The sequence below is a fragment of the Sphingomonas sp. genome, from assembly GCF_048594985.1.
Taxonomy (GTDB): domain Bacteria; phylum Pseudomonadota; class Alphaproteobacteria; order Sphingomonadales; family Sphingomonadaceae; genus Sphingomonas_I.
On the sequence record NZ_JBMDXG010000092.1, the window covers coordinates 1 to 20,566 of the forward strand.

General features: G+C 68.7%; 15 protein-coding genes and 1 tRNA gene. 5 read left to right on the forward strand and 11 right to left on the reverse strand.

Annotated elements, in window-relative coordinates; all coding sequences use genetic code 11:
- Positions 1-3,341: type I polyketide synthase (locus tag ACOJSF_RS03395; RefSeq protein WP_420140822.1), on the reverse strand; the 3,341-nt coding region annotated here is incomplete at its 3' end.
- Between the two features lie 196 nt (positions 3,342-3,537).
- On the opposite strand from ACOJSF_RS03395, the gene ACOJSF_RS03400 reads away from it, so the two are divergent.
- The 3 genes from ACOJSF_RS03400 to ACOJSF_RS03410 are packed head-to-tail and all read left to right on the forward strand — an operon-like array spanning position 3,538 to position 7,223.
- Positions 3,538-4,914, forward strand: coding sequence for a capsule biosynthesis protein (locus ACOJSF_RS03400; protein ID WP_420140823.1), 1,377 nt, complete (start codon positions 3,538-3,540; stop codon positions 4,912-4,914).
- Positions 4,911-5,690: an SDR family NAD(P)-dependent oxidoreductase gene (locus tag ACOJSF_RS03405; RefSeq protein WP_420140824.1), complete on the forward strand. Its 780-nt coding sequence runs from the start codon at positions 4,911-4,913 to the stop codon at positions 5,688-5,690. Before ACOJSF_RS03400 ends, ACOJSF_RS03405 begins: the two co-directional genes overlap by 4 nt.
- A gap of 9 nt (positions 5,691-5,699) precedes the next feature.
- Entirely contained in the window at positions 5,700-7,223 is a 1,524-nt protein-coding gene (locus ACOJSF_RS03410) for an LTA synthase family protein (RefSeq protein ID WP_420140825.1), read from the forward strand.
- On the opposite strand, the gene ACOJSF_RS03415 is transcribed toward ACOJSF_RS03410, so the two are convergent.
- From ACOJSF_RS03415 to ACOJSF_RS03425, 3 genes are all read right to left on the reverse strand, one after another.
- Entirely contained in the window at positions 7,220-8,416 is a 1,197-nt protein-coding gene (locus ACOJSF_RS03415) for a beta-3-deoxy-D-manno-oct-2-ulosonic acid transferase (RefSeq protein ID WP_420140826.1), read from the reverse strand. The two genes, ACOJSF_RS03410 and ACOJSF_RS03415, sit on opposite strands and share 4 nt — an antisense overlap.
- Complete coding sequence (locus ACOJSF_RS03420; protein WP_420140827.1) at positions 8,413-9,450, reverse strand: phytanoyl-CoA dioxygenase family protein; 1,038 nt, start codon at positions 9,448-9,450, stop codon at positions 8,413-8,415. The genes ACOJSF_RS03415 and ACOJSF_RS03420 overlap by 4 nt, the downstream gene beginning before the upstream one ends.
- A gap of 33 nt (positions 9,451-9,483) precedes the next feature.
- Positions 9,484-9,559, reverse strand: a tRNA-Ala gene (locus ACOJSF_RS03425).
- A gap of 222 nt (positions 9,560-9,781) precedes the next feature.
- Here ACOJSF_RS03425 and ACOJSF_RS03430 point away from each other — a divergent pair.
- Positions 9,782-10,636, forward strand: coding sequence for a DUF2171 domain-containing protein (locus tag ACOJSF_RS03430; protein WP_420140828.1), 855 nt, complete (start codon positions 9,782-9,784; stop codon positions 10,634-10,636).
- A 63-nt stretch (positions 10,637-10,699) separates the two neighbouring features.
- Here the strand turns inward: ACOJSF_RS03430 and ACOJSF_RS03435 are convergent, their stop codons facing one another.
- The 7 genes from ACOJSF_RS03435 to ACOJSF_RS03465 form a co-directional block, all read right to left on the reverse strand.
- The gene (locus tag ACOJSF_RS03435; RefSeq protein WP_420140829.1) at positions 10,700-12,313 is read right to left on the reverse strand and encodes a M28 family metallopeptidase; all 1,614 of its coding nucleotides are present in this window, start codon (positions 12,311-12,313) and stop codon (positions 10,700-10,702) included.
- Between the two features lie 95 nt (positions 12,314-12,408).
- Entirely contained in the window at positions 12,409-13,611 is a 1,203-nt protein-coding gene (locus ACOJSF_RS03440) for a DUF445 domain-containing protein (RefSeq protein ID WP_420140836.1), read from the reverse strand.
- A gap of 94 nt (positions 13,612-13,705) precedes the next feature.
- Positions 13,706-16,846: an efflux RND transporter permease subunit gene (locus ACOJSF_RS03445; RefSeq protein WP_420140830.1), complete on the reverse strand. Its 3,141-nt coding sequence runs from the start codon at positions 16,844-16,846 to the stop codon at positions 13,706-13,708.
- Positions 16,847-16,853: 7 nt separating this feature from the next.
- The gene (locus tag ACOJSF_RS03450; protein ID WP_420140831.1) at positions 16,854-18,014 is read right to left on the reverse strand and encodes an efflux RND transporter periplasmic adaptor subunit; all 1,161 of its coding nucleotides are present in this window, start codon (positions 18,012-18,014) and stop codon (positions 16,854-16,856) included.
- 90 nt (positions 18,015-18,104) lie between these two features.
- A complete protein-coding gene (locus ACOJSF_RS03455) occupies positions 18,105-19,022 on the reverse strand; it encodes a 50S ribosomal protein L11 methyltransferase (protein ID WP_420140832.1) in 918 nt (305 codons plus the stop codon).
- The gene (locus tag ACOJSF_RS03460; RefSeq protein ID WP_420140833.1) at positions 19,012-19,725 is read right to left on the reverse strand and encodes an SDR family NAD(P)-dependent oxidoreductase; all 714 of its coding nucleotides are present in this window, start codon (positions 19,723-19,725) and stop codon (positions 19,012-19,014) included. The genes ACOJSF_RS03455 and ACOJSF_RS03460 overlap by 11 nt, the downstream gene beginning before the upstream one ends.
- A gap of 103 nt (positions 19,726-19,828) precedes the next feature.
- Positions 19,829-20,107: a hypothetical protein gene (locus ACOJSF_RS03465; RefSeq protein ID WP_420140834.1), complete on the reverse strand. Its 279-nt coding sequence runs from the start codon at positions 20,105-20,107 to the stop codon at positions 19,829-19,831.
- Between the two features lie 105 nt (positions 20,108-20,212).
- On the opposite strand from ACOJSF_RS03465, the gene ACOJSF_RS03470 reads away from it, so the two are divergent.
- A partial coding sequence (locus tag ACOJSF_RS03470; RefSeq protein ID WP_420140835.1) for a pyridoxamine 5'-phosphate oxidase family protein occupies positions 20,213-20,566 on the forward strand: 354 nt, incomplete at its 3' end.

Genomic DNA, 20,566 nt, shown 5'->3' on the forward strand with positions numbered 1-20,566 from the left:
AGCCGGCCGGCCGCGAGCGCGAGCAGCCCCTGCAGGGCGCCGTCCAGCAGATTCGGCGCCAGCAGATGCCCGTCCCCTAGATCCACAGCGCGCCCAAAACGCACCGTCGCCCGATCCTCGCCGGCCAGATCGATGCCGTCGACCACCTGGAAGGCGGGGCCGTAATCCAGCCCCAGCCGCGAGGCGAGCGCATAAAGGCCTGCTGCGGGCATCTTCGCGTTGGGCGCCGCATCCGTCATGGCCAGTCCGGCGGCGGCGGTGGAATCGCTTTCCACCAAACGACCCGACATGTGGATCGTCCAAGGGTCGTCGGTAAGGCGCGACCGTGAAGCGAATTCGAACTCGCCGGTCCCCGAACCGACGCGGAAGCGCAACTCGCGTATCACGTGCGGCTCAAGCACCAGTGCGCGGCCAATTTCGACATCGAGCAATTCCAGCGCCGCTGCGCCCGGCTTTCGCGCCCGCGCGGCCGCCAGCGCCAGATCCAGCATGGCCGCCGCCGGCATCACCGCTGCCCCGCCTACCTCATGATCGGCGAGCCAGGGCATCTGTTCGAGACCCAGGTGGCGCACCCATTCGACCGGCTGCGGTCTGACCCGCTGGCCCAGCAACGGATGATCGAACCGCACCGTGGCAAGGTCGGTCGATTCCTGCGTGCGCGGCACCCAAAAGCGCTCGCGCTGCCACGGATAGCGCGGCAGCCCGCGCAGATCGGTGGCGTCGGCAAAAATCGATGCCCGACGAACGTCGCCGCCCGCCGCGTGGATGCGCGCCGCGATCACGGCGATCGGATCCTGCTTGGCCGGCCGACGCGAGAGGGTCGGGACGACCCGACCTTCTCGATCGGCGACGCGCAGCGCGTCGTTCAGATAGGCTTGCAGGACGGGATGCGGTCCAATCTCGACGAAGATGCGGAAGCCATTGGAGACCATAGCCTCCGCAGCATCGGCGAAGAGCACGGGCGCACGCACGTTACGCCACCAATAATCGGCGTTCAGCATCTCCCCGGGCAGCGCGTCGCCGATGACGGTGGAGAAGAAGGGCAGAGTAGCCCCAGCGGGCGTGAGATCGGCGAGATCCGCCTCGATCCGCTCCCGGATCGGATCCATTGCCGCGCTGTGAAAAGCGTAATCGAGGTCGAGCCGGGTGAAGCGCCAGCCGCGAGCCGCGCTTTCCTTCTCCAGCCGATCGATCGCCTCGGCGGGTCCGGCAATGGTAACGCCCGTGCTGCTGTTGTGGGCAGCAATCTCCACACCAACCGTGTCCAGTCCGGCCTCGGCCAGCGTGTGCGCCGCTTCCTCAGCGCCGAACCCCATCACGGCCATGGCGCCCACGCCGTGACGAGCCTGCTGGGCGCGGCTGCGCGCGGCGATCACGCGTGCCGCGTCATCCAGGCTCAGCGCCCCGCTTGCCCAGGCGGCGGCGACTTCGCCCACCGAATGGCCCATCGTCGCCTCGGCCTCGACGCCATGCTCGCGCAGGGCGAATACGAGCGCGACTTGAACCGCGAACAGCAGGGGTTGAGCCACGTCGGTGTTACGGAGGCGATCGGCCTCGCCGGTCGCCAACGCCTCGACCACCGACCAGCCGAGCCGGGGCGCCAGCGCCGTCTCGACGGTTGCCATTGCCCGTGCGAAAGCGTCACTCGCGGCCATGGCGTCGGCGGCCATTCCCGCCCACTGGCTCCCGTTACCCGAGAAGATGAAGGCCGTTTTGCCGGATACGGCGCCGTTTGCGGCTATGAGCCCGTTGGGCTTGCCGGCAATATGGTCGTCCAACGCCTGCTTCAGCTGGTCGACGTCTGCGGCCGGGATGGCCAGGCGACGTGCATGCTGGCTGCGATGGCGCGCCGCGCCGCGCAGAAGCGCCTCGACCCTCGCACGATCATCGCCGGCGTCGGCCAGACGCGTGCTCCAAACACCGGCGAGCGCCTTCAGCGCTTCATCCGATTTCGCCGAAAGCAGCAACGGCGGCAGCGACTTCCGATCCGCCGCAACCGCATCGGCGGCGGGCAGGTCGAGCACGACGGCCTCGACAATCGCATGGGCATTAGTGCCGCCAAACCCGAAGCTGTTGACTGCCGCCAACCGCCGCCCAGCCGGCAGCATCTCTGCCCTGCTCGCGAGGCGGAGATTGAGATCGTCGAACGGAATATTGGGATTGGGCGTCTCGGAATGAAGCGAGCGCGGGATCATTCCCCGCTCTACGACGAGCATGGCCTTCAACAGCCCGGCGATGCCGCTGCCCGCTTCTAGGTGGCCGACGTTCGACTTGATCGATCCGATCGGCAAGGCGCGTGAGCGACGCGCGCCGAGCGACGCGCCGATAGCACCCGCCTCGATCGGATCGCCCGCCTGCGTCCCCGTGCCGTGAGCCTCCATGTACGAAAGGTCTTCGGGGTCGATATCGAAGCGGCTGTATATCTCGTCCAGCAGCGCCTTCTGCGCCAGCTTGTTGGGCAGTGACAGGCCGGTCGTACGACCATCCGAATTGACACCGGTGCCCCGAATGACCGCGCGGATCGGATCGCCTGCGGCGAGCGCTTTGCCGAGTGGCTTGAGCACCACCACCCCGCCGCCCTCGGCACGGACATAGCCGTCGGCGCCTGCGCCAAAGGCATGGCAACGGCCGGTCGGCGACAACATCGACGCCGCGCAGAAGCCGACGAAACTCTGCGGCGCAAGCAGCAGGCTGACCCCGCCCACCATCGCCGCTTCGATCTCGCCGCGCCGGATCGCTTCGCAGGCCTGATGCAGCGCGACGAGCGATGAGGAACAGGCCGTGTCGACCGTGAAGCTGGGGCCACGCAGGTCGAACGCGTAGGAGATGCGATTGGCGAGGATCGAGAGGGTGACGCCGATCATCGAATAGGGATCGGTGGTCGAAACGTCACCGACATTGAGGTTCATGTAATCCCACGACGATCCGCCGACGAACACGCCGACATTCCGCCCCGAGAAATTGGCCAGATCGATGCCCGCATCCTCGATCGCCTCATAGGCCAGTTCCAGCAGCAGGCGCTGCTGCGGGTCCATCTGTGTCGCTTCGCGGGGGGAGATGCCGAAGAAGCCCGCGTCGAAGCCGCTGACGTCGCCGAGCACGCCCGCGGCGAAGGTATAGGCCTTGCCGCGCTGGCCCCGTTCGGGATGGAACAAAGCCGCCTTGTTCCAGCGGTCGTCCGGGATTTCGGTGACCGCGTCGGTCCCGCTGGCCAGCAGATCCCACAGTCCATCGAGGTCACGCGCCCCGGGGAGGCGGCAGGATGCTCCGACGATCGCGATCGGTTCGGACCGTGCATCAGCCAGGCCCGAGAGGTCGAAATCGTATCGCGATCGGTTCAAACCAATACTCCCGCCCGCGCAGCGGCTGGGCATTCCAATAATTCTCGCGGCTATAGCGCACGCCCGATGTCGAGCAAGGCGCGACGCGACGGGCTCCGTCCTGTTGTCGGCACTGGCGCGCGATTCTACTCTGATCTAGGGACGATGCCATGAATTCCGTTACTTGCCTGCCCGACTCGCTTTTTCGGGCGCCGTGGTGAAACCGGACCCCCGCCTGACGTCGGAACACGCGGTCGTGCGCCATGACCCGCCCGTGCATGGGGCGCTGTCGGCACGGCGGCCCGCCCCACAGCGATCGTTCCTGTTCCTCCAGGGGCTTGCCGGCCCGTTCTTTTCCATGCTCGGGCAGGCGCTCGCCGATGCAGGCCATGCGGTCCACCGCGTCAACTTCAACGGGGGCGACAAGATCTATTGGCGCGGCGCCAATGTGAGCGACTATCGCGGCGGCCTGCGCGGATGGCCGGCCTTTCTGCGCCGCCTGATCGAGCGTGCGGGCACGACCGATATCGTCCTGTTCGGCGATTGCCGCCCGCTGCACCAGGCGGCGATCGCGGTGGCGCGCACCGCCGGCATCCAGATCCACGTCTTCGAGGAAGGCTATGTCCGTCCCGATTTCGTGACCTTGGAAGCTGGCGGCGTGAACGGACATTCGGCGCTGTCGCGCGACCCCGACCATTATCTGCGCGAGGCGCGCGCGCTGCCCGCGCTGCCGGTGGATCTGCCGGGCGTCCCTTCCTCCTTCGGCCGTCGCGTCAAAGAGGATCTGGTCTACAATTTCGCCTCGCTGGCGCTGGCGCCGCTCTATCCCGGCTATCGCACGCATCGGCCGTGGCATATCCTGCAGGAATATGCCGGCTGGGCGTTCCGTCTTGCGCGACGCGGTGCCGAACGCCGCCGGTCGGCGACGACGCTCCGGCGGCTGCAGGCGATGGGGCGTCCTTACTTCGTCTTTCCGCTCCAGCTCGACTGCGACTACCAGATCCGCGTCCATTCGCATTTCAAGGGCATGCAGCCTGCCATCGAACAGGTGCTGGGATCGTTCGTTCGCAACGCCCCGGCGGAAACCCTGCTGGTGGTGAAGGGCCATCCGCTCGACAACGGCCTGGTCGATTGGGAAAAGCGCGTGCTGCGCGAGGCGGAACGGCTGGGCGCCACGGACCGTATCCTGTTCCTTGAGTCGGTCGACATTGATGGGCTCGTGCGTGACGCGCGCGGCCTGGTCACCGTCAACAGCACGACGGGAACCCTGTCGCTGCGCTACGGCGTGCCGACGGTGGTGCTGGGCGATGCGGTCTATGACATGCCGCGCATGACCGACCAGAACGGGCTCGATCATTTCTGGCAGGCGCCGACCCCGCCCGACGCGGAGGTATTCCAGGCCTATCGCCGCGTGCTGATCGATCGCTGCCTGATCCAAGGCGGTTATTTCAGCGACGAAGGCCTCGCCATGCTGGTGGCGGGCGCGGCGCTCCGTCTGCAGCAGGCTGCGCCGGCGGCGCTGACCGCCCCGGTCGTACGGATCGCCCCCCAACCCCGGCGTGCGGCGGCGGGGACCGTCCCCGCACGCGGGTGAGCGCACCCCGCTCCATCCTCATTACCGGCGCGTCGAGCGGGCTTGGGGCCGCGCTGGCGCGATCCTATGCCGCGCCGGGCGTCAAGCTGGCGCTGGTCGGGCGCGACGAGGACCGGCTTGCCGCGACGGCCGCCGCGGTGCGTGCGGCGGGCGCGGAGGCGGTCACCGGCCGCTTCGACGTGGGCGAGGCCGAGCCGCTTGGGGCATGGATCCTCGCACAGGACGCGGCGGCCCCGTTCGACCTGGTGATCGCGGCCGCGGGCGTCTCCGCCGGCGCGCGCGCGGACGGCGAGATGGAGGGCCGCGCGCTCGCGACGCTGCAGGTACGTTCCAACCTGCTCGGGACATTGCACACGATCGAGCCCCTGCTCCCGGCATTCGCCAGGCGCGGGCGCGGGCAGATCGCGGTGGTGGCGTCGATCGCGGCGCTGCGCGGCCTGCCCTACAGCCCCGCCTACAGCGCCAGCAAGGCCGGCATCCGCGCCTATGGCGAGGCGATCCGCGCGCTGCTGGCGCCGCACGGGGTAGCCGTGTCGGTGATCGTGCCCGGCTTCTTCGACACGCCGATGACGGGCCGGTGGAGCGGGCCGACCCCGTTCCTGATGAGCCTCGACGCGATGACACGCGCGATCCGGAGAGGGTTGGACCGGCGCGCCCGGCGGATCACGGTGCCGCGCCTGCTCGCCTGGGGCAGCCAGGCGGCCGACCTGCTTCCCGCCAGCATTTCCGACCGGATCATGCGCGGTTTTCGTTTCCATATCGAACCGGGACGCTAGACGCCGCTGATGCTTCAAATCCTGTTCGGGTTGGGGATCACGCTGGCGACCTGGGCAGGCTTGCGCCGGCTGGTTGGTGCGCCTTTATGCGCGCGTCCGTTCGGCGCGATGCTGGCGGACCTCTTTCCCTATCTCGCCGGCTTCGCACTGTTCCTGCTGCCGACGGCGCGTCCGATCCTGGCCGGGCTGGGCGTGATGTCGCTGGGCATCGGGCTGGGCGTGGCCGATCGGGTCAAGCGCGCGATCCTCGGCGAGCCGGTGGTGTTTTCGGATCGCGCCGAATTGTTTGAGGTGGTGCGCCACCCGCGCCTCTACCTGGCGTTCGTCGGCACTGGCCGGATGGTCGGCGGCGCGCTCGTCAGCCTCGCGCTCGTCGCCGCGTTGGTGCGGGCGGAGCCTCCGCTGTGGGGCATGGGTCTCGGCACGGCGGTGCTGCTCGCGCTGGCGGCGCTGGCGATCGGGCGCGCCTGCTTCGTCGTGCCCACCTGGCGGCCGATCGCAGCACGGCTGAGCCGTTACTATGCCTCGCTCGCCCCGAGCCGCGAGCCGGTGTCCGACGCACGCCGCTTCGGTCTGCTCGGCGCGTGCCTGATCCATGCGATGCTGGCGCGGGTCGAGCGCCTCGCGCGGCAGAGCGCGGCGCAGGCCCGCGCCTGGCCCGACATTCCGGCCGATGCGGGGCCGATCGTGCTGATCCAGGGCGAGTCGTTCGTCGATGCCGCGCGCCTGCATCCCGACCTTGCGGAGCATCTGCCCCATTTCGCCGCGCTCCGCCGGGAGGGCGTCGCGCACGGCCGGCTCGCGGTGCCCTGCTGGGGCGCCAACACGATCCGTTCGGAGCTGGCCATGCTCACCGGGCTCGGCACCGGCAACATCGGCCTCGACCGGTTCAATCCCTATGAGCGGTTCGCGCGCGTACCACTGCCGTCGCTCGCGGCGCAGGCCCGGCGCGCGGGCTACACGACCATCTGCATCCACCCCTACAATGCCGATTTCTACTATCGCGACCGGGTGATGCCTTTGCTCGGCTTCGACCAGTTCGTCGGGATCGAAGGGTTCGCCGGGGCGGCGCGCGCCGGCCCCTACGTGTCCGACGTCGCCGTGGCGGAGGAGGCGGCGCGGCTGATCCGCGCGCACGGGCCGAAGATCCTGCTGTTCGCGATCACGATGGAGAATCACGGGCCGTGGGACGCGGAGCATGACGACATCGCCCCCGCCGACCTGCCGGCCGACTGGCGTGCATTGCCCGACGCGGCGGCGGCGGGACGCTGGCTCCGGCACCTGCGCTCGACCGACGCGATGATCCCGATCCTGCGCGACGCGATCGAGGCGCAGGGGCGGGATGGCTGGCTGCTTTTCTACGGCGATCACCAGCCGAGCCTTACGGGCCCGTTCCACGCGCCCGATGCCAAAGATCGCCGGTCGGATTATGCGATCTGGGGCCGGGGGGCGGCTGCGGGCGGGCGACAGGACGTCGCGGCCGAGGATCTGGCGGCGATGCTGATGCAGGCGATGGGCGCGCGGCCCGCCTAGCGCGAAACGGTGCCGAACAGCCGCGCGATGCGGCCCTGCAGGCGGCGCGCGCGGATCAGCGCCGTCTGGCGCGGTCGCCAGCCGTCGGCGAAGCGCCGCAGCAGGATTTCGGGCGGACACCACAGCCCGCTGACCGGATCGATGTAGCGCGGATAGAGGATCAGCGTGCCGGCGACGAGCGCGGGCAGGCTCAGTCGCCGGGTGCGGCGCGGCAGCGGCCCCGCGAGATCGCGGGTGAGCCCCCAGCCGGCGAAGAAGGGGTGTCCGTGCGTGGTGACCTCGACCCCGCGCAGCAAAGCTTCGAACCCGGTGAGCGAGGTCAGGACATGGACGGCGTCGACCCGCGCCAGCAGCGCGGGCATCGCCTCGCCGCGCACGACCGCATCGGCATGGGCCAGCAAGGCCGCGTCGGGCACCCGGCCAAGGCGGTGGCCCGCGTCGACATCGGGATGCGGCTTAAACAGGATATGCGCGTCGGGCTCGGCCGCGCGAACCCGCGCCAACAGGTCGAGGTTGGAGGTTATTCCCGCGCCGCCCAGCCGCACCGACATGTCGTCTTCGACCTGCCCGGGGACCAGCACCGTCCGCCGGTCGCGCGGCGGCGCGGGGGCGACGGGACCGGCGCTCGCATATTTGCTGATCCCGCGCGCGACGATGACGTCCGCCAGCGCTTGGGCACGCGCGAGGAGAGCGGGCGCGAAATCATGGGTTTCGAGGATCGTTTCGAGATCGCTTGGGGATCCGGGATTGTAATAGATGCCCCGGCGGTCGACCACGACGGACAAAGGCGGGTGCAGATCCGCGCCGAGCCCGATCGAGCGGATGAAGCCGTCCTCGACCCGTACCAGCCGCTCGCCCGCCGCCTCGACCAGGCCCTCCGGCGCTCGCGATGGCCAGACGGCGATCAGCCCGTCGCCTGCGCGGGCCAGCGCCGTGGCGGCCGTGTCCGCGAACGCGATCGGCGCGCGGCCGTCGGCCCAGAGGAAGGAAGCGATCCGGTCGCGCTTCCACCACGCCATGCCGGACGCGACGCGGATCGGTGCATTGGCATCCTCGATCCGCCGCCAGTCGGCGAGGATCGCCTCGGCCTCGGCGGCGTCGATCGTGTCGCCGGTGAATGGCGAACGCCAGCCACGCGTGGCGTCGCCGAGGTCGAAATTGCCCCAGGGGACGAGAGGGTCGCGCAGGCTCATCCGTCGGCTGGCCGCTTCAGCCCCATGTCGGCCCACGGCTGGCCGACCCATTTGCGGAAGCGGTCACGAAACGCCCAGTAGAGCGGCACCCGGCGGGGGGCGAGGCCGGGCAGTCCGCCCAGATCGAACCCGGTCCACGGCAGGAACGGATTGCGCCGGCCATAGGCCCAGATTTCGACGCGCGTCGACGGGCGGAGCGAAGGGCCGCGCGCATGGAAGCCGCCCGTATCGGCGACCACCAGCGTATTGGCGGGAACGGCGAACGCGACCGGCTGCGGCAGGCCTAGCGCGGGCAATTCGTCGGCGCGGATGCGGAGCGAACCGCGCTGCGCGAGAAAATCATCGCCCGCCATCACCTCCAGGCTGCGCTGCTTTTCCCACGCCAGCCGCCGCGCGTCGCGCCGGTGCGAGCCGGGGACATAGGTGAGCGGCCCCTCGTCCGCCGCGACGTCGGTCAGAAACAGCCACGCCTTGACGGTCGGGTGAAAGGTGTCGACGTGCAGATTGGTCTGCGGATCGGGCGGCGCATCGTGGCGATGCGACAGGATCGCCTGCACATAGGCGGTCGGCGCGGTGTCGTAACTGCCGACATAGCGGATCAGCCCCTGCCAGCGCCGGTCGCGCATCAGCGCCGCGGCGGCGGGCATCGCGCGCAGGGCGGCGGGATCGAGCGCGAAGCGGCGCGTGATTGTGTCTCCCTGCACCATCTCGCGCGCGGGCGCGGCGCGACCCATCACCTGATCGCGCAACGCGGCAAAGGCATCGGGCGACAGGAAGTCGTGCACGCAGACATAGCCGTCGCGCGCGAAGGCGGCGGCATCCTCCGCGCTCACCAGATGCGCCAGCCGGCGGCGGCGCGCCCATGCCATCGCATCGGCGATCCGCACGCGCGCGACGTGGAGCCCCATCCTGTTGAGGCGAGGTGATCCGATCAGCGGATTGTCGCGGAAACTCTTGGCCCCGGTCGCGATCTGAAGCGCCCACCAGGGGAGCAGCAAGGCACGCGGAACGGTCACGCGGGCGCTATCGGCCATGCCGGCGGCAGGATCAACAGGGAGAGGGAATGCTGGTGGAGCTGAGGGGAATCGAACCCCTGACCTCTGCAGTGCGATTGCAGCGCTCTCCCATCTGAGCTACAGCCCCGGCACCAGCGAAGTGCGCGCTTAGCGGCGCTTCGCGGCCGATGCAACGGCGCTTTCCGTTTTCTTTCACTCACGAACGCGATGGCGCGTGGCCCGGCGACGACCGCATGAGGCGCGCCACGGAACGCGCGCTCCCCCTCACCTGTTTTGATTTCAGCACGCGCGCCCCGGCCTTTCCCCCTTTCGGCCGGGTGCGCGCGGCACGTATCGACAGGAGGATGCGATGGGTTACGAACGCAACAATCGCCGCTTCGGACATTCGGATTACCGCGGCCAGGGCGGCGGTTACGGCCCCGAACGCGTTTACGGGCGCGAGGATGACCGCAACCGCGATTATGGCAGCTATGGCGGCGCCAGCGGATCGCGCGATTATCGCGGCGAGCGCTTCAACGATCGCGGTGGCCGCCAGGACCGCGACTATGGCCGCAATCCGAGCGGTTACGATTATCAGGATCGGGGCTTCTTCGATCGCGCCGGCGACGAGGTCCGTTCGTGGTTCGGCGACGAGGAGGCCGAGCGCCGCCGTCGCCTCGATGAGCGCTATGACGACCGGTATGGCTGGAACGACCGCGACGCTCGCCCCTCGCAGGGCACGGGCGGTTATGGCGGCGGATATCGCAGCCGGCACGACCATGACCCCCATTACCGGACGTGGCGCGACCAGCAGCTGGAATCGCTCGATCGCGACTATGACGAATATCGTCGCGAGAATCAGACCAGGTTCGACAGCGAGTTCGGATCGTGGCGCACCGCGCGCCAAGGCCAGCGCGGGCTGCTCGCCCGGGTCGAGGAGCATCAGGAGGTGGTCGGATCGGACGGTCAGCATATCGGCACCGTCGATCATGTCCGGGGCGACCGGATCCTGCTGACCAAGACCGATCAGGCTGCCGGCGGCCGGCATCATTCCATCCCCTCGGCGTGGATCCAGTCGGTCGACGACAAGGTCACGGTCAGCAAGACCGCCGATCAGGCCAAGCAGCACTGGCGCGACGAGGAGCGCAATTCGGGCGGCGATCTGATGTGGCGCGACCAGGATCGCGGCGCCGACCTCAACCGGAGCTTTTCCGGCACCTATTGATCGATCCTAACCGATCGAAAAGCAGAGGGGCCCGGCCGACGCCGGGCCCTTTTCGCATGATGGTCAGGGCGTCTTGGGCCGATCGGGTGCGAACAGATCGCCGAAGAAGTCCCCTTTCTTCCACATCGGCGGCAGATCCGCGTCGGCAAGCGCGCGGGTGATGCGATAGTTGATGTCGGTGAAGCGCGCGCCCTGATCCCACTGGACCGGCAGGTTCATGTCGTCGCTCGGCCGGTGGTAATGCTTCTCGTTGAATTCGGCCCATGCCGCCTGCCCCGCCCCGGCTTCCCCGGTGGCCAGAAACACCGCGGGCACCCCCTGCCGGACCAGCATATAGTGATCGGACCGCACGAAGACGGTCTCGTCCGGTTCGGGATCGGGCGACAGGCTCACGCCCATCGTCCTGCCCGCGTCCGCCTCGGTCGCGCCGATGGTCGAATGATCGGCGCCGTAAGCGATCACGTCGCTGAACGGATAAGTGAGCACGGGCATGTCGAGGTCCACGTCGCCCACGATACTCGCGATCGGAACGCCGGGATGACGGGCATAATAATCCGCGCCGAGCAGCCCTTCCTCCTCACCGGTCGAAGCGAGGAAGATCAGCGAACGCCTGGGCCTGTCCGACGCGGTGACGGCGGCGCGTGCGACTTCGATCAGCGTGGCGACGCCGGCGGCATTGTCCATCGCGCCGTTGTTGATGCGGTCCGTGGCGGGGGTATCGTCCTTGGCCGGGGGACTGATCCCGATATGGTCCGAATGCGCCGACAGGACGATATACTGCGCGGCGAGTTGCGGGTCGCTGCCGGGCAGGATGCCGAGGACGTTCGGGCTGCTGATCATCTCGGTCTTCGTGTGATCGACCAGACGGGCGCGGGTGCGAAGCGCGAAGCCCTTGGGCGCTCCCTTCGCCCGGTCCGCCTCGTCAAGGATCGACGACAGGCTGCGCTTCGCGCCGGCGAACAGCGCTTCGGCCGCGTCGCCATTGGCCGATGCGACGACACCCAGCCCGTCCTCATCATGCGGTCGGCCGTCCTCGTCCAGCCAGGAGACGGCGGCGAACCCCGAATTGCGGACGACCGAAGACCAGGGACGAAGCTTGGCAACCGCGCGGGGCATGACCGTGATCATGCCCACCGCCCCATGCTTCGCCGCCATCGCGCGCTTGCGGCCGCTATAGTAGGCGCCCGGCTCGCTCGGCCCGCCCTTGGGGAAATTGGCGAGCGCGACCACGATCTTCCCGCGCACGTCCAGCCCGCGATAATCGTCATGTCCATGGCGCGGATCGTCGATTCCGTATCCGACGAACACCAGATCGCCCGAGACATCCGGATTGGGATGCGCGGGGTTGCGGCGGAGCACGACGTTACTGCCGTCGGCCCAGGTGCGATTTCCGTTAGGGCCGCTGATCGTCACCGCACCCGGCGACGTGGCGCTCGTCTCGGCAAAGCGGATGCGCTGGAAGAAGGTGCCGCCGTCGCCGCCCGGCTTGAGCCCGAGCGTCGCGAACTGCGCGGCAATGTAGCGGGCCGCGATCTCATGCCCCGCCGTGCCGATCCGCCGCCCTTCGAGCAGGTCGTCGGCGAGGAAGGCGACATGCGCCTTGAACGCATCCGCGCTGAAGCTGGGTTCGGTCGCGGACGCGGCAGTGGAAGCGAGCGCGAGAGCAAGAGCAAGCAAGGGACGGTGCAAGGCGGTATCTCCGGTGGGATGCGCTCACGCTGTGCGCCGTGCCGTCAGCCGGTCAAGGGGCCCGTTCGGACCGGATCGACTGCCTAGCCCAGCACGTCTACCGTATGGATCGCCACGCCAACCAACCCACCGACGAGCGTGCCGTTGACCCGGATATACTGCAGATCGCGTCCGACCGCATTTTCCAAGCGCCCGGTGATCGTCTTGGCATCCCAGCCACGGATCGTGTCGGACACAAGAGTAACGATACCGTCGCCGTAGGACGCCACGAAGCCTGCGGTAGCGCGGCGCGCGAACCGGTTGACCGCCAGCTTGACCTTCTCATCCTCCTGCAGGCTGGTGCCGATCTGGCGGAGCGCCTCGCCCAACTTGCCCGAGCGCGCCGTTTCGGGGTCGCGCGCCGCGCGCAGCATCGCGCCGCGCGCGCTCTGCCACAGCCCGTCGAGCCAGGTCGCAACCGCCGGATTGGCCAGCGCATGATCGCGCCATCCGGCCACCTTGGCCCCGAGCTCGTCATCCTGCTGGAGCCGCTCGGCGAGCTTTTCCAGGCCCTCCTCCGCGCGGACGCGCAAGGGATGCTCGCGATCCTCGGCCATGTCGCCGAGCAGCTTGAACAGACCGTCGAGGATCTTGCTCGACAGCGTCTCGTCGAGCCCGGTCCAGCGCAGGATCGATCCAGCGCGATCGTGGATCATCTGGCGGAACAGCGGCTCATTCGCTTCCAGCGTCTCACCCACCCACAGGATCGCGGCATTGATAACGGGACGATGCCGCCCCTCGCGGAGCGCGGCAGCGAGGAGCTGACCGGCGAGCGGCGCGAGATCGAGCTGGCGCAGGCGCTGCGCGGCGGCGCTCTTGAACAGGTTGCCGAGCTGCTCGTCGCCCAGGCTTTCGAGCAGGGTCGCCGCCATCTTGCCGGCCCCGCCGCGCAGCGGCCCTTCGCGCGGGGGCGCGGACAGAACGCGGCCGACCGCCCCCGCCACGTCGAGCCGCGCCATCCGCCGCGCGACGACGCCCGGAACCAGAAAGTTCGAGCGCAGGAAGTTGGCGAGGCTGTCGCCGATCCGATCCTTGTTGCGCGGAATGATCGCGGTGTGGGGGATGGGCAGGCCGAGCGGATGACGGAACAGCGCCGTGACCGCGAACCAGTCGGCAAGGCCGCCGACCATCGCCGCCTCGGCGAAGGCGCGGACGAAGCCCCAGGCGGGGTGCCGGGGCTCCAGCGCGCGTGCGACGAAGAACAGGCCGGCCATCACGACCAGCAGAGCGGAGGCGAAGATCCGCATTCCGCGCACGCCGCCGCGCGCGGGCGGAGGCGTCAGGCGATCGGGGCGGGCGAAAGTCTCCACATGCCGTCAATCGCACATCGCGGCGGATAGTTCACTCGGCCGGCTGCGCGGCCCCCGACGGGGCGGGCCCGTCGCCGCTCACCAGCACCGGCCCGAGCCGTCCTGCCAGCCACTTTTCCAGCCCGTCCGCCAGGCTGAAGCCCGCCGGCACGATCAGCAAGGTCAGCAAGGTCGACAGGATCAGCCCGCCGATCACCACGACGGCCATCGGCTGATTGAACGACCCGTCCGAGCCGATCGACAGCGCGGTCGGCATCATGCCCGCCGCCATCGCGACCGTGGTCATGACGATCGGCTGCGCGCGCTTGTGGCCCGCATCGAGGATCGCCTCGTACAGCGTGCGCCCATGCCGCATCTCCTCGATCGCGAAGTCGATCAGCAGGATCGAATTCTTGGCGACGATCCCGAACAGCATCAGCAGGCCGATGAACACCGGCAGCGAGATGGGCATGCCCGCGACCTGAAGCGCGATCAGCCCCCCGAGCGGCGCAAGCAGCAGCGAGCCCATGTTGACGAAGGGCGGCATCACCCGGCGGTAGAGCAGCACCAGCACCGCGAAGACGAGCAGGATGCCCGCGACCACCGCGATCATGAAGTTGGTGACCAGCTCCTCCTGCCACTTGGCATCGCCGGCGGCGGCGTAATGCACGCCCATCGGCAGATTCTTCATTGCCGGCAGCTGCATGATCTTGGCGCGCTCGTCGCCGCTGATCGCGCCCGGCGCCAGATCGGCGCTGACGACGATACGCCGTTCCTGATTGAAGCGCTCGATCTGCGACGGACCCGCGCCGAAGGTGACATCGGCCACGACGCGCAGCGGCACGCTCCCGCCCGTATTGGTGGGCACGGGCAGGTTCTGGATCGTGCCCAGATCGCGGCGGCTGTCCTCGTTCAGCATCACACGGATCGGCACCTGGCGATCGCTGAGCGAGACGCGGGCGGCTTTCTTATCGTTGTCGCCGTTCGTCGCGATGCGGTTCGGGGTCGACAGCGCCTGCGTCTTCCCGCCCAGATGGGCGGCGAGGCCGAGCCGCGGGGTGATGGTGATTTCCGGCCGGGCGAGCCCACCCTCGACACGCGGCGCGCGGACGCCGTGCAGCCCCTTCATCTCGCTCACCAGCTTGAGCGCGGCGGCGTTGAGCGCGGCGGGATCGTCGCTGGCGAGCTGGATCTGGAGGTCGCGGCCGCCATTGCCCCCTTGCGATTCGAAGCTGACGCGCGCGTCGGGGATCTTCTGGAGCAGCGGCGCCACGGCGCGTTCGAACTCGGTCGACTTGCGGCTGCGGTCGTCGCGGAGCGTGACGACGATATAGGCGCTGCCGACATCGACGTAATTGACCGCCGTCTGCACGTCGGGCTGCTTCTTGACGAGCGCCACCACGCGCTCCGACACGTCGCGTGTCTGGTCGAGCGTGGTTCCCGGCGGCAGCGACACGTTGATGCGGCTGAGATCCTGGTCCTGCGGCGGCATGAAGGTCTTGGGGATCACCGCGAACATGACGATCGTGGTGATGAACGCGACGAAGCCCGCGCCCATCGTCCACCAGCGATGATCGCGCGTCCAGGCGAGCAGGCGCCGCCACCGGCCGCCACGCGCCGCGAAGGCGCGCGCCTTGCTGTCGTCGAGCGTCCAACGGAGCAAAGCGACGTAGCGGTCCATCATCGGCCCCTCGCCATGGCTCACCTCGCCATGCGCCTTGAGGAAATAGGCCGAGATCATGGGCGTGATGAGGCGTGCGACGAGCAGGCTCATCAGCACCGCCACGACGACCGTGAGCCCGAAATTCTTGAAGAACTGGCCTGCTATGCCCGGCATCAGCGCGACCGGCAGGAACACCGCCACGATCGAAAAGGTCGTGCCGACCACGGCGAGGCCGATCTCGTCGGCGGCGTCGATCGACGCCTGATAAGCCGTCTTGCCCATGCGCATGGGGCGGACGATATTCTCGATCTCCACGATCGCATCGTCCACCAGCACGCCCGCCACGAGGCTGAGTGCAAGCAGGGTCATGAAGTTGAGCGTGAAGCCGAGCAGCGCCAGCACCCAGAAGGTCGGGATGGCCGAAAGCGGGATGGCGAGCGCGGAGATGACGGTCGCGCGCTTGTCGCGCAGGAACAGGAACACCACCGCGACCGCGAGCACGGCGCCCTCAATCATGGCGTGGAGCGCGCCCTCGTAATTCTCCATCACCTGCTTGGTGGAGTTGTAGCGCTGGATGAAGTGAATCTTCGGATTCTCCTTCTCCAGCTGCGCGAGCGCCTTGGCCGCTTCGTTATAGATCGTGACGTCCGACGCCCCGCGCGAGCGGAGGATACCGAAGCTCACCACCGACTTGCCGTTCATGATCGCATAGCTGCGCTGCTCGCCATAAGCGTCGCGCACCGAAGCAATGTCCGCGAGGCGGACCGAACGTCCCAGCCCCAGCTGGATCTGAGTCTGGCCGAGCGTGTAGGCGTCCTGTGCGTTGCCGATTACGCGCACCGACTGTTCGGCGCCCGCAATCTCCGCCCGCCCGCCGGCGGCGTTCATGTTGATCGCGCGGAGCTGAGTGTTGACCTGGCTGGCGGTGACGCCCTGCGCCTGCATCTTGGCGGGATCGAGGATGACGCGGATCTCGCGTTCTACCGCGCCGCGCGTTTCGACGCTCTGCATCCCCGGAATGGCGAGCAGGCGGCGTGCGACGATGTTCTTCACGTACCAGGACAGCTGTTCCATCGTCATGTCGGTCGCCTCGACCGACCAGTTGGCGATGGCCCCGCCATTGACCTTGGCACGGATGATCTGCGGTTCGAGAATGCCGTCGGGAAGCTGCCCGCGGATCTGCGACACGGCGTCGCGGACATCGGTGGTGGCGCGATCGACCGGCGTTTCGATCGTGAACTGCACGAACGTCTGCGACTGGCCTTCGGAGATCGTGGTGTTGATCTCCTCCACGCCTTCGAGGTTGCGGACCGCCGCCTCGATCCGCTGCGCGATCTGCGTTTCCAGCTCGGTCGGCGCCGCGCCCGGCTGGCTGATGAGCACGACCACGCCGGGGAAGGTGATCTCCGGATCCTGGTTCACGTCCATCCGCATGAACGAGACGAGCCCGGCCAGCGTCAGCGCAACGAACAGGACGATCGGCGGGATCGGGTTGCGGATCGCCCAGGCGGAGATGTTGCGAAAGTTCATGGCGGACCTAACGCACGGCCTGGAGCTGGGGCGTGATCTTGTCGCCGGGATTGAGGAAGGCGCCGGCCGAGGCCACCACCCGCTCGTTCCCCGCCAGACCGGAGGCGATGGTCACGCCGTTTTCGGTCGTCTGCCCGACCTTGACCGGGCGCCGCGCGACCGTGTTGTTGCCGTCGATGACATAGACGTAATTGCCCTGCGCATCGCTCAGCACCGCGCTTTCGGGCAACAGCGGAACGTTGCCGGTGCTGCCGCCGATCTCCGCCGAGGCGAAGCCGCCGGGGCGCAGCGCCTCATGGTAGGGCAAAGCGATCCGGACCGTGCCCTGGCGCGTGTTGGGATCAATCACGGGCGAAATCTGCCAGATCGATCCCTCGATACGGAAGTTCGTGCCCACGGGCGTCACCGTCGCGCGCGACCCGACGCGCAGCCGTGCCAGATCGGCCTCGGCCAGGCGCGCCTGCAATTCCATCTCGCCCTTGGACGCCACGCGGAACAAGGCGGCGGACCCCGGGCCGACGATCTGTCCGGCTTCGACGCTGCGCGTCAGCACGAGCCCGGCGGTCGGCGCGCGCACATCGAGCCGCCCGATCAGCGCGCGCTGCTGCGCAAGCTGCGCCTGCGCGACCGAAACGCGGGCATTCGCGCTATCGAGCGCCGCCTGTCGCGTGTCGACATCGGCGCGCGAGATGAAGCCGTTGCCGACCAGCCGCTTGGCGCGATCGAGATTCTGGCGGGCGAGCTGCGCGTCGGCCTTGGCCTGCGCGATCTGGCCCTCGATCGCGGCGGCCTGTTCGGTCTGGACCGAGCGATCGACCACCGCTAGCACCTGACCGGCGGCGACCCAGGTGCCGGCATCGACCAGCACCGCGCGCACGATCCCGCCCTCGCCCGGAATGCCGACGGGCATCTCGCGCCGCGCGGTGATATTGCCGACCGCCGAAATCTCGGCCGTGATCGAACGGCGACCCGGAACGATCACCGTCACCTGCGGCGCGCTGTCAACGGGCGCGGCCGGCTTCTCGCCGCCACGCATGAACATGCCGGCGAGCACGAGCACCGCCAGGATCAGCAGGCCGCCGATGATCAGCGCGCGCTTGCGCCGCCGTGCCCCGTCCAGCGGCGCGTAGGTCGCCGGATCGCCGCCAATGTTGGTTTCCATATTCATCACGCCGCCATCCCCAGGTCCCCGCGCCTCGTTCCCCTGCGCAGGCACCCGACTGTGTTATTTCAATATAGCACCTGACTCAAGTCTTCTTTACGCACGCTGAACGAGACGCAGGATCGACCAGTCTCCGCGCTCGATCCGCCCGGCCTCGCGGATTCCGTGCGCCGCATAAGCCGCGAGCACTTCTTCCGCCTGCACCGTCAGCAAGCCGGCGAGCACGACGGTCGCGCCGGGCGCGAGCGCCGCGGCGAAGCTGGGCGCGAGCGCGACCAGCGGCCCCGCCAGGATGTTGGCGACGAGCAGATCGAACGGCGCCGCGTCCCGGAGCGCGGGTTCGTCCATCCCGTCCGCCGCGACCAGCGCGATCGCGTCCGCCGGAATGCCGTTGGCAGCCATGTTCGCGGCGGTCACGTCGATCGCGACCGGATCGATGTCGGACGCGATCACCGCCGCGTCGGGCCACAGAGCCTTCGCCGCGAAGGCGAGCAGGCCGGTTCCGGTGCCGATGTCGGCGATGCGGGCGAACGACGCCCCCTCTCCCGCCAGCGCATCGAGTTTTTCGAGACAGCCTGCGGTGGTTTCGTGATGCCCCGTGCCGAACGCGCGCCCCGCCTCGATCCGGAAGGCGACCGCGTCGGCGGGCACGTCATCGGCGAAGGCGGCGGTATGGACGTGGAAGCGGCCCGCGCGAATCGGCGTCAGCCAGCGCTGGCTGACCGTGACCCAGTCCTGATCGTCGAGTCGCTCGATCACCGGCGTCGCGTTCGCGGCGCTCGGCACCAGCGACCGGATCGCCGCAATTTCGTCGGGGCCCGGCTCGGCGGCGAGGTAGACGTCGAGGCGCCATTGCTCGGGTCGGCTGGCGTCGGGCTCGCTCGTCATCAGCACCGGCGCAGGCTCGATCCCGAACTCGGGGTCGATCACCGCCAATAGCTCGCCCTCGGCACGGCTGCACGGCAGGGTCAGCTTCCAGCTTTCGGCCGACTGCACCTTCCACTCAGCGGACATAGCTCGCTCCATTGATGTCGATCACCGCACCCGTCATCGACGCGGGCGCGTCGAGCGCGAGAAAGCGGATCGCGGCGGCCACCTCGTCCGGTTCGGCCACGCGGCCGAGCGGAATGTCCGCCAGCAATTTGTCGCCGCCACGACTCGCCAGATAATTCTCCGCCATGCCGGTCATGGTGAACCCCGGGCAGACGGCGAAGGCGAGGATGCCGGCGGCGGCATAGCCGCGCGCGATCGTCTTGGTCATCGCCACCATGCCCGCTTTGGACGCGGCATAATGCCAATGCGCGGGCGAATCGCCGCGATGGGCCGCGCGGCTCGCGACGTTGACGATCCGGCCGCCCGTGGCGCGCGCCTGCCAGTAACGGACGGCGAGCCGGCTCAGTTCGGCGGAGGCGGTGAGATTGACGCGCATCGTGCGTTCCCACGCAACGAGCCATTCCTCGTCGGGCAGGTCGATGGGGGCTGCTTCGAAGATGCCGGCATTATTGATGAGCACATCGATCTGCCCGTCGAGCCGATCCAGCGCCTCGTCCCAGAGGTCGGCCGCCGCGCCGGGGCGGTCGAGATCGGCGGCGATCGTGTTCGCATCGATCGCCGCCGTCGCCTGACCGACGAGGCGCACGCCGTCGCCAGCAAGCGCGGTCGTCACCGCTAGGCCGATGCCCCGGCTCGTGCCGGTCGCAAGAATGTGGAGGGTCATGGCGCGCGCCCGTAGAGGCTTTGCGCACGCCTGTCACACGGAAGCTGGCGGGATGCGGCCCCATGTCGAGGCCACACCCAGTCCTTGCGATCGGTCGTGTCCGTTATTCGCGACGTGCCGGCGTGGCGGTGTCCGCCGTCCCGTCGGGCGCGGCATCCTCGTCGACCTTCTGATCGCCGAGCTTGCCCGGACCGTGATAGCCGATCTCGGTCTGCCCGCCATGGCCGAGGACGCCGTCGGATGGGTGCTCCGTCTTGCCGGAATGCGGATTGGGATAGGCGCCGCCTCCGCTGTCGCCGCCACCGCCGCGCCCGCTGTCGCCCTGGCGCGTGTCCGGCCGGCTGGTCCCGCCATCGGCTTGCACGGGCTGCTTGTCGGTCATGTCCTGCTCTCCTCTGCGGCATCAACGCATGGGCCCCGCATGGGCCGCATCGTCGGACACATGCCGGGGGATGGGCGTTCACCCGCCGAACCAGAGGAGATCATCATGACCCAGTGGACGCTTGCCGACCTGTCGGAAAAGATGCGCGACATCGACTTCACCATGCTCATCACGAAGACTAACGGGGCCGCGATCGCCGCCCGACCGATGAGCAACAACCGTGACGTCGATTATGACGGCGACAGCTGGTTCTTCACGACCGAGGACACGCTGATGGTGTCGGACATCGCGGCCGATCCGCAGGTCGGGCTGAGCTTTCAGGGCAAGTCGGGCATCCTCGGCCAGCGTCCCTTCTTCGATGATCGGCAGAAGGGCGAAGACTACAGACGTGAGGTAACTGAAGGAGCTCTCGATGCTCACATGCCCAACTGTCCTCAGAGTCTCAAAGACTCCATTCTC

Coding starts and splice junctions, on each gene's coding strand:
- ACOJSF_RS03410 (WP_420140825.1), top strand. CDS start 5,700: ATGCTTCAAATCCTGTTCGGGTTGGGGATCACGCTGGCGACCTGGGCA.
- ACOJSF_RS03415 (WP_420140826.1), bottom strand. CDS start 8,416: ATGAGCCTGCGCGACCCTCTCGTCCCCTGGGGCAATTTCGACCTCGGC.
- ACOJSF_RS03420 (WP_420140827.1), bottom strand. CDS start 9,450: ATGGCCGATAGCGCCCGCGTGACCGTTCCGCGTGCCTTGCTGCTCCCC.
- ACOJSF_RS03430 (WP_420140828.1), top strand. CDS start 9,782: ATGGGTTACGAACGCAACAATCGCCGCTTCGGACATTCGGATTACCGC.
- ACOJSF_RS03440 (WP_420140836.1), bottom strand. CDS start 13,611: ATGCGGATCTTCGCCTCCGCTCTGCTGGTCGTGATGGCCGGCCTGTTC.
- ACOJSF_RS03445 (WP_420140830.1), bottom strand. CDS start 16,846: ATGAACTTTCGCAACATCTCCGCCTGGGCGATCCGCAACCCGATCCCG.
- ACOJSF_RS03450 (WP_420140831.1), bottom strand. CDS start 18,014: ATGAATATGGAAACCAACATTGGCGGCGATCCGGCGACCTACGCGCCG.
- ACOJSF_RS03455 (WP_420140832.1), bottom strand. CDS start 19,022: ATGTCCGCTGAGTGGAAGGTGCAGTCGGCCGAAAGCTGGAAGCTGACC.
- ACOJSF_RS03460 (WP_420140833.1), bottom strand. CDS start 19,725: ATGACCCTCCACATTCTTGCGACCGGCACGAGCCGGGGCATCGGCCTA.
- ACOJSF_RS03465 (WP_420140834.1), bottom strand. CDS start 20,107: ATGACCGACAAGCAGCCCGTGCAAGCCGATGGCGGGACCAGCCGGCCG.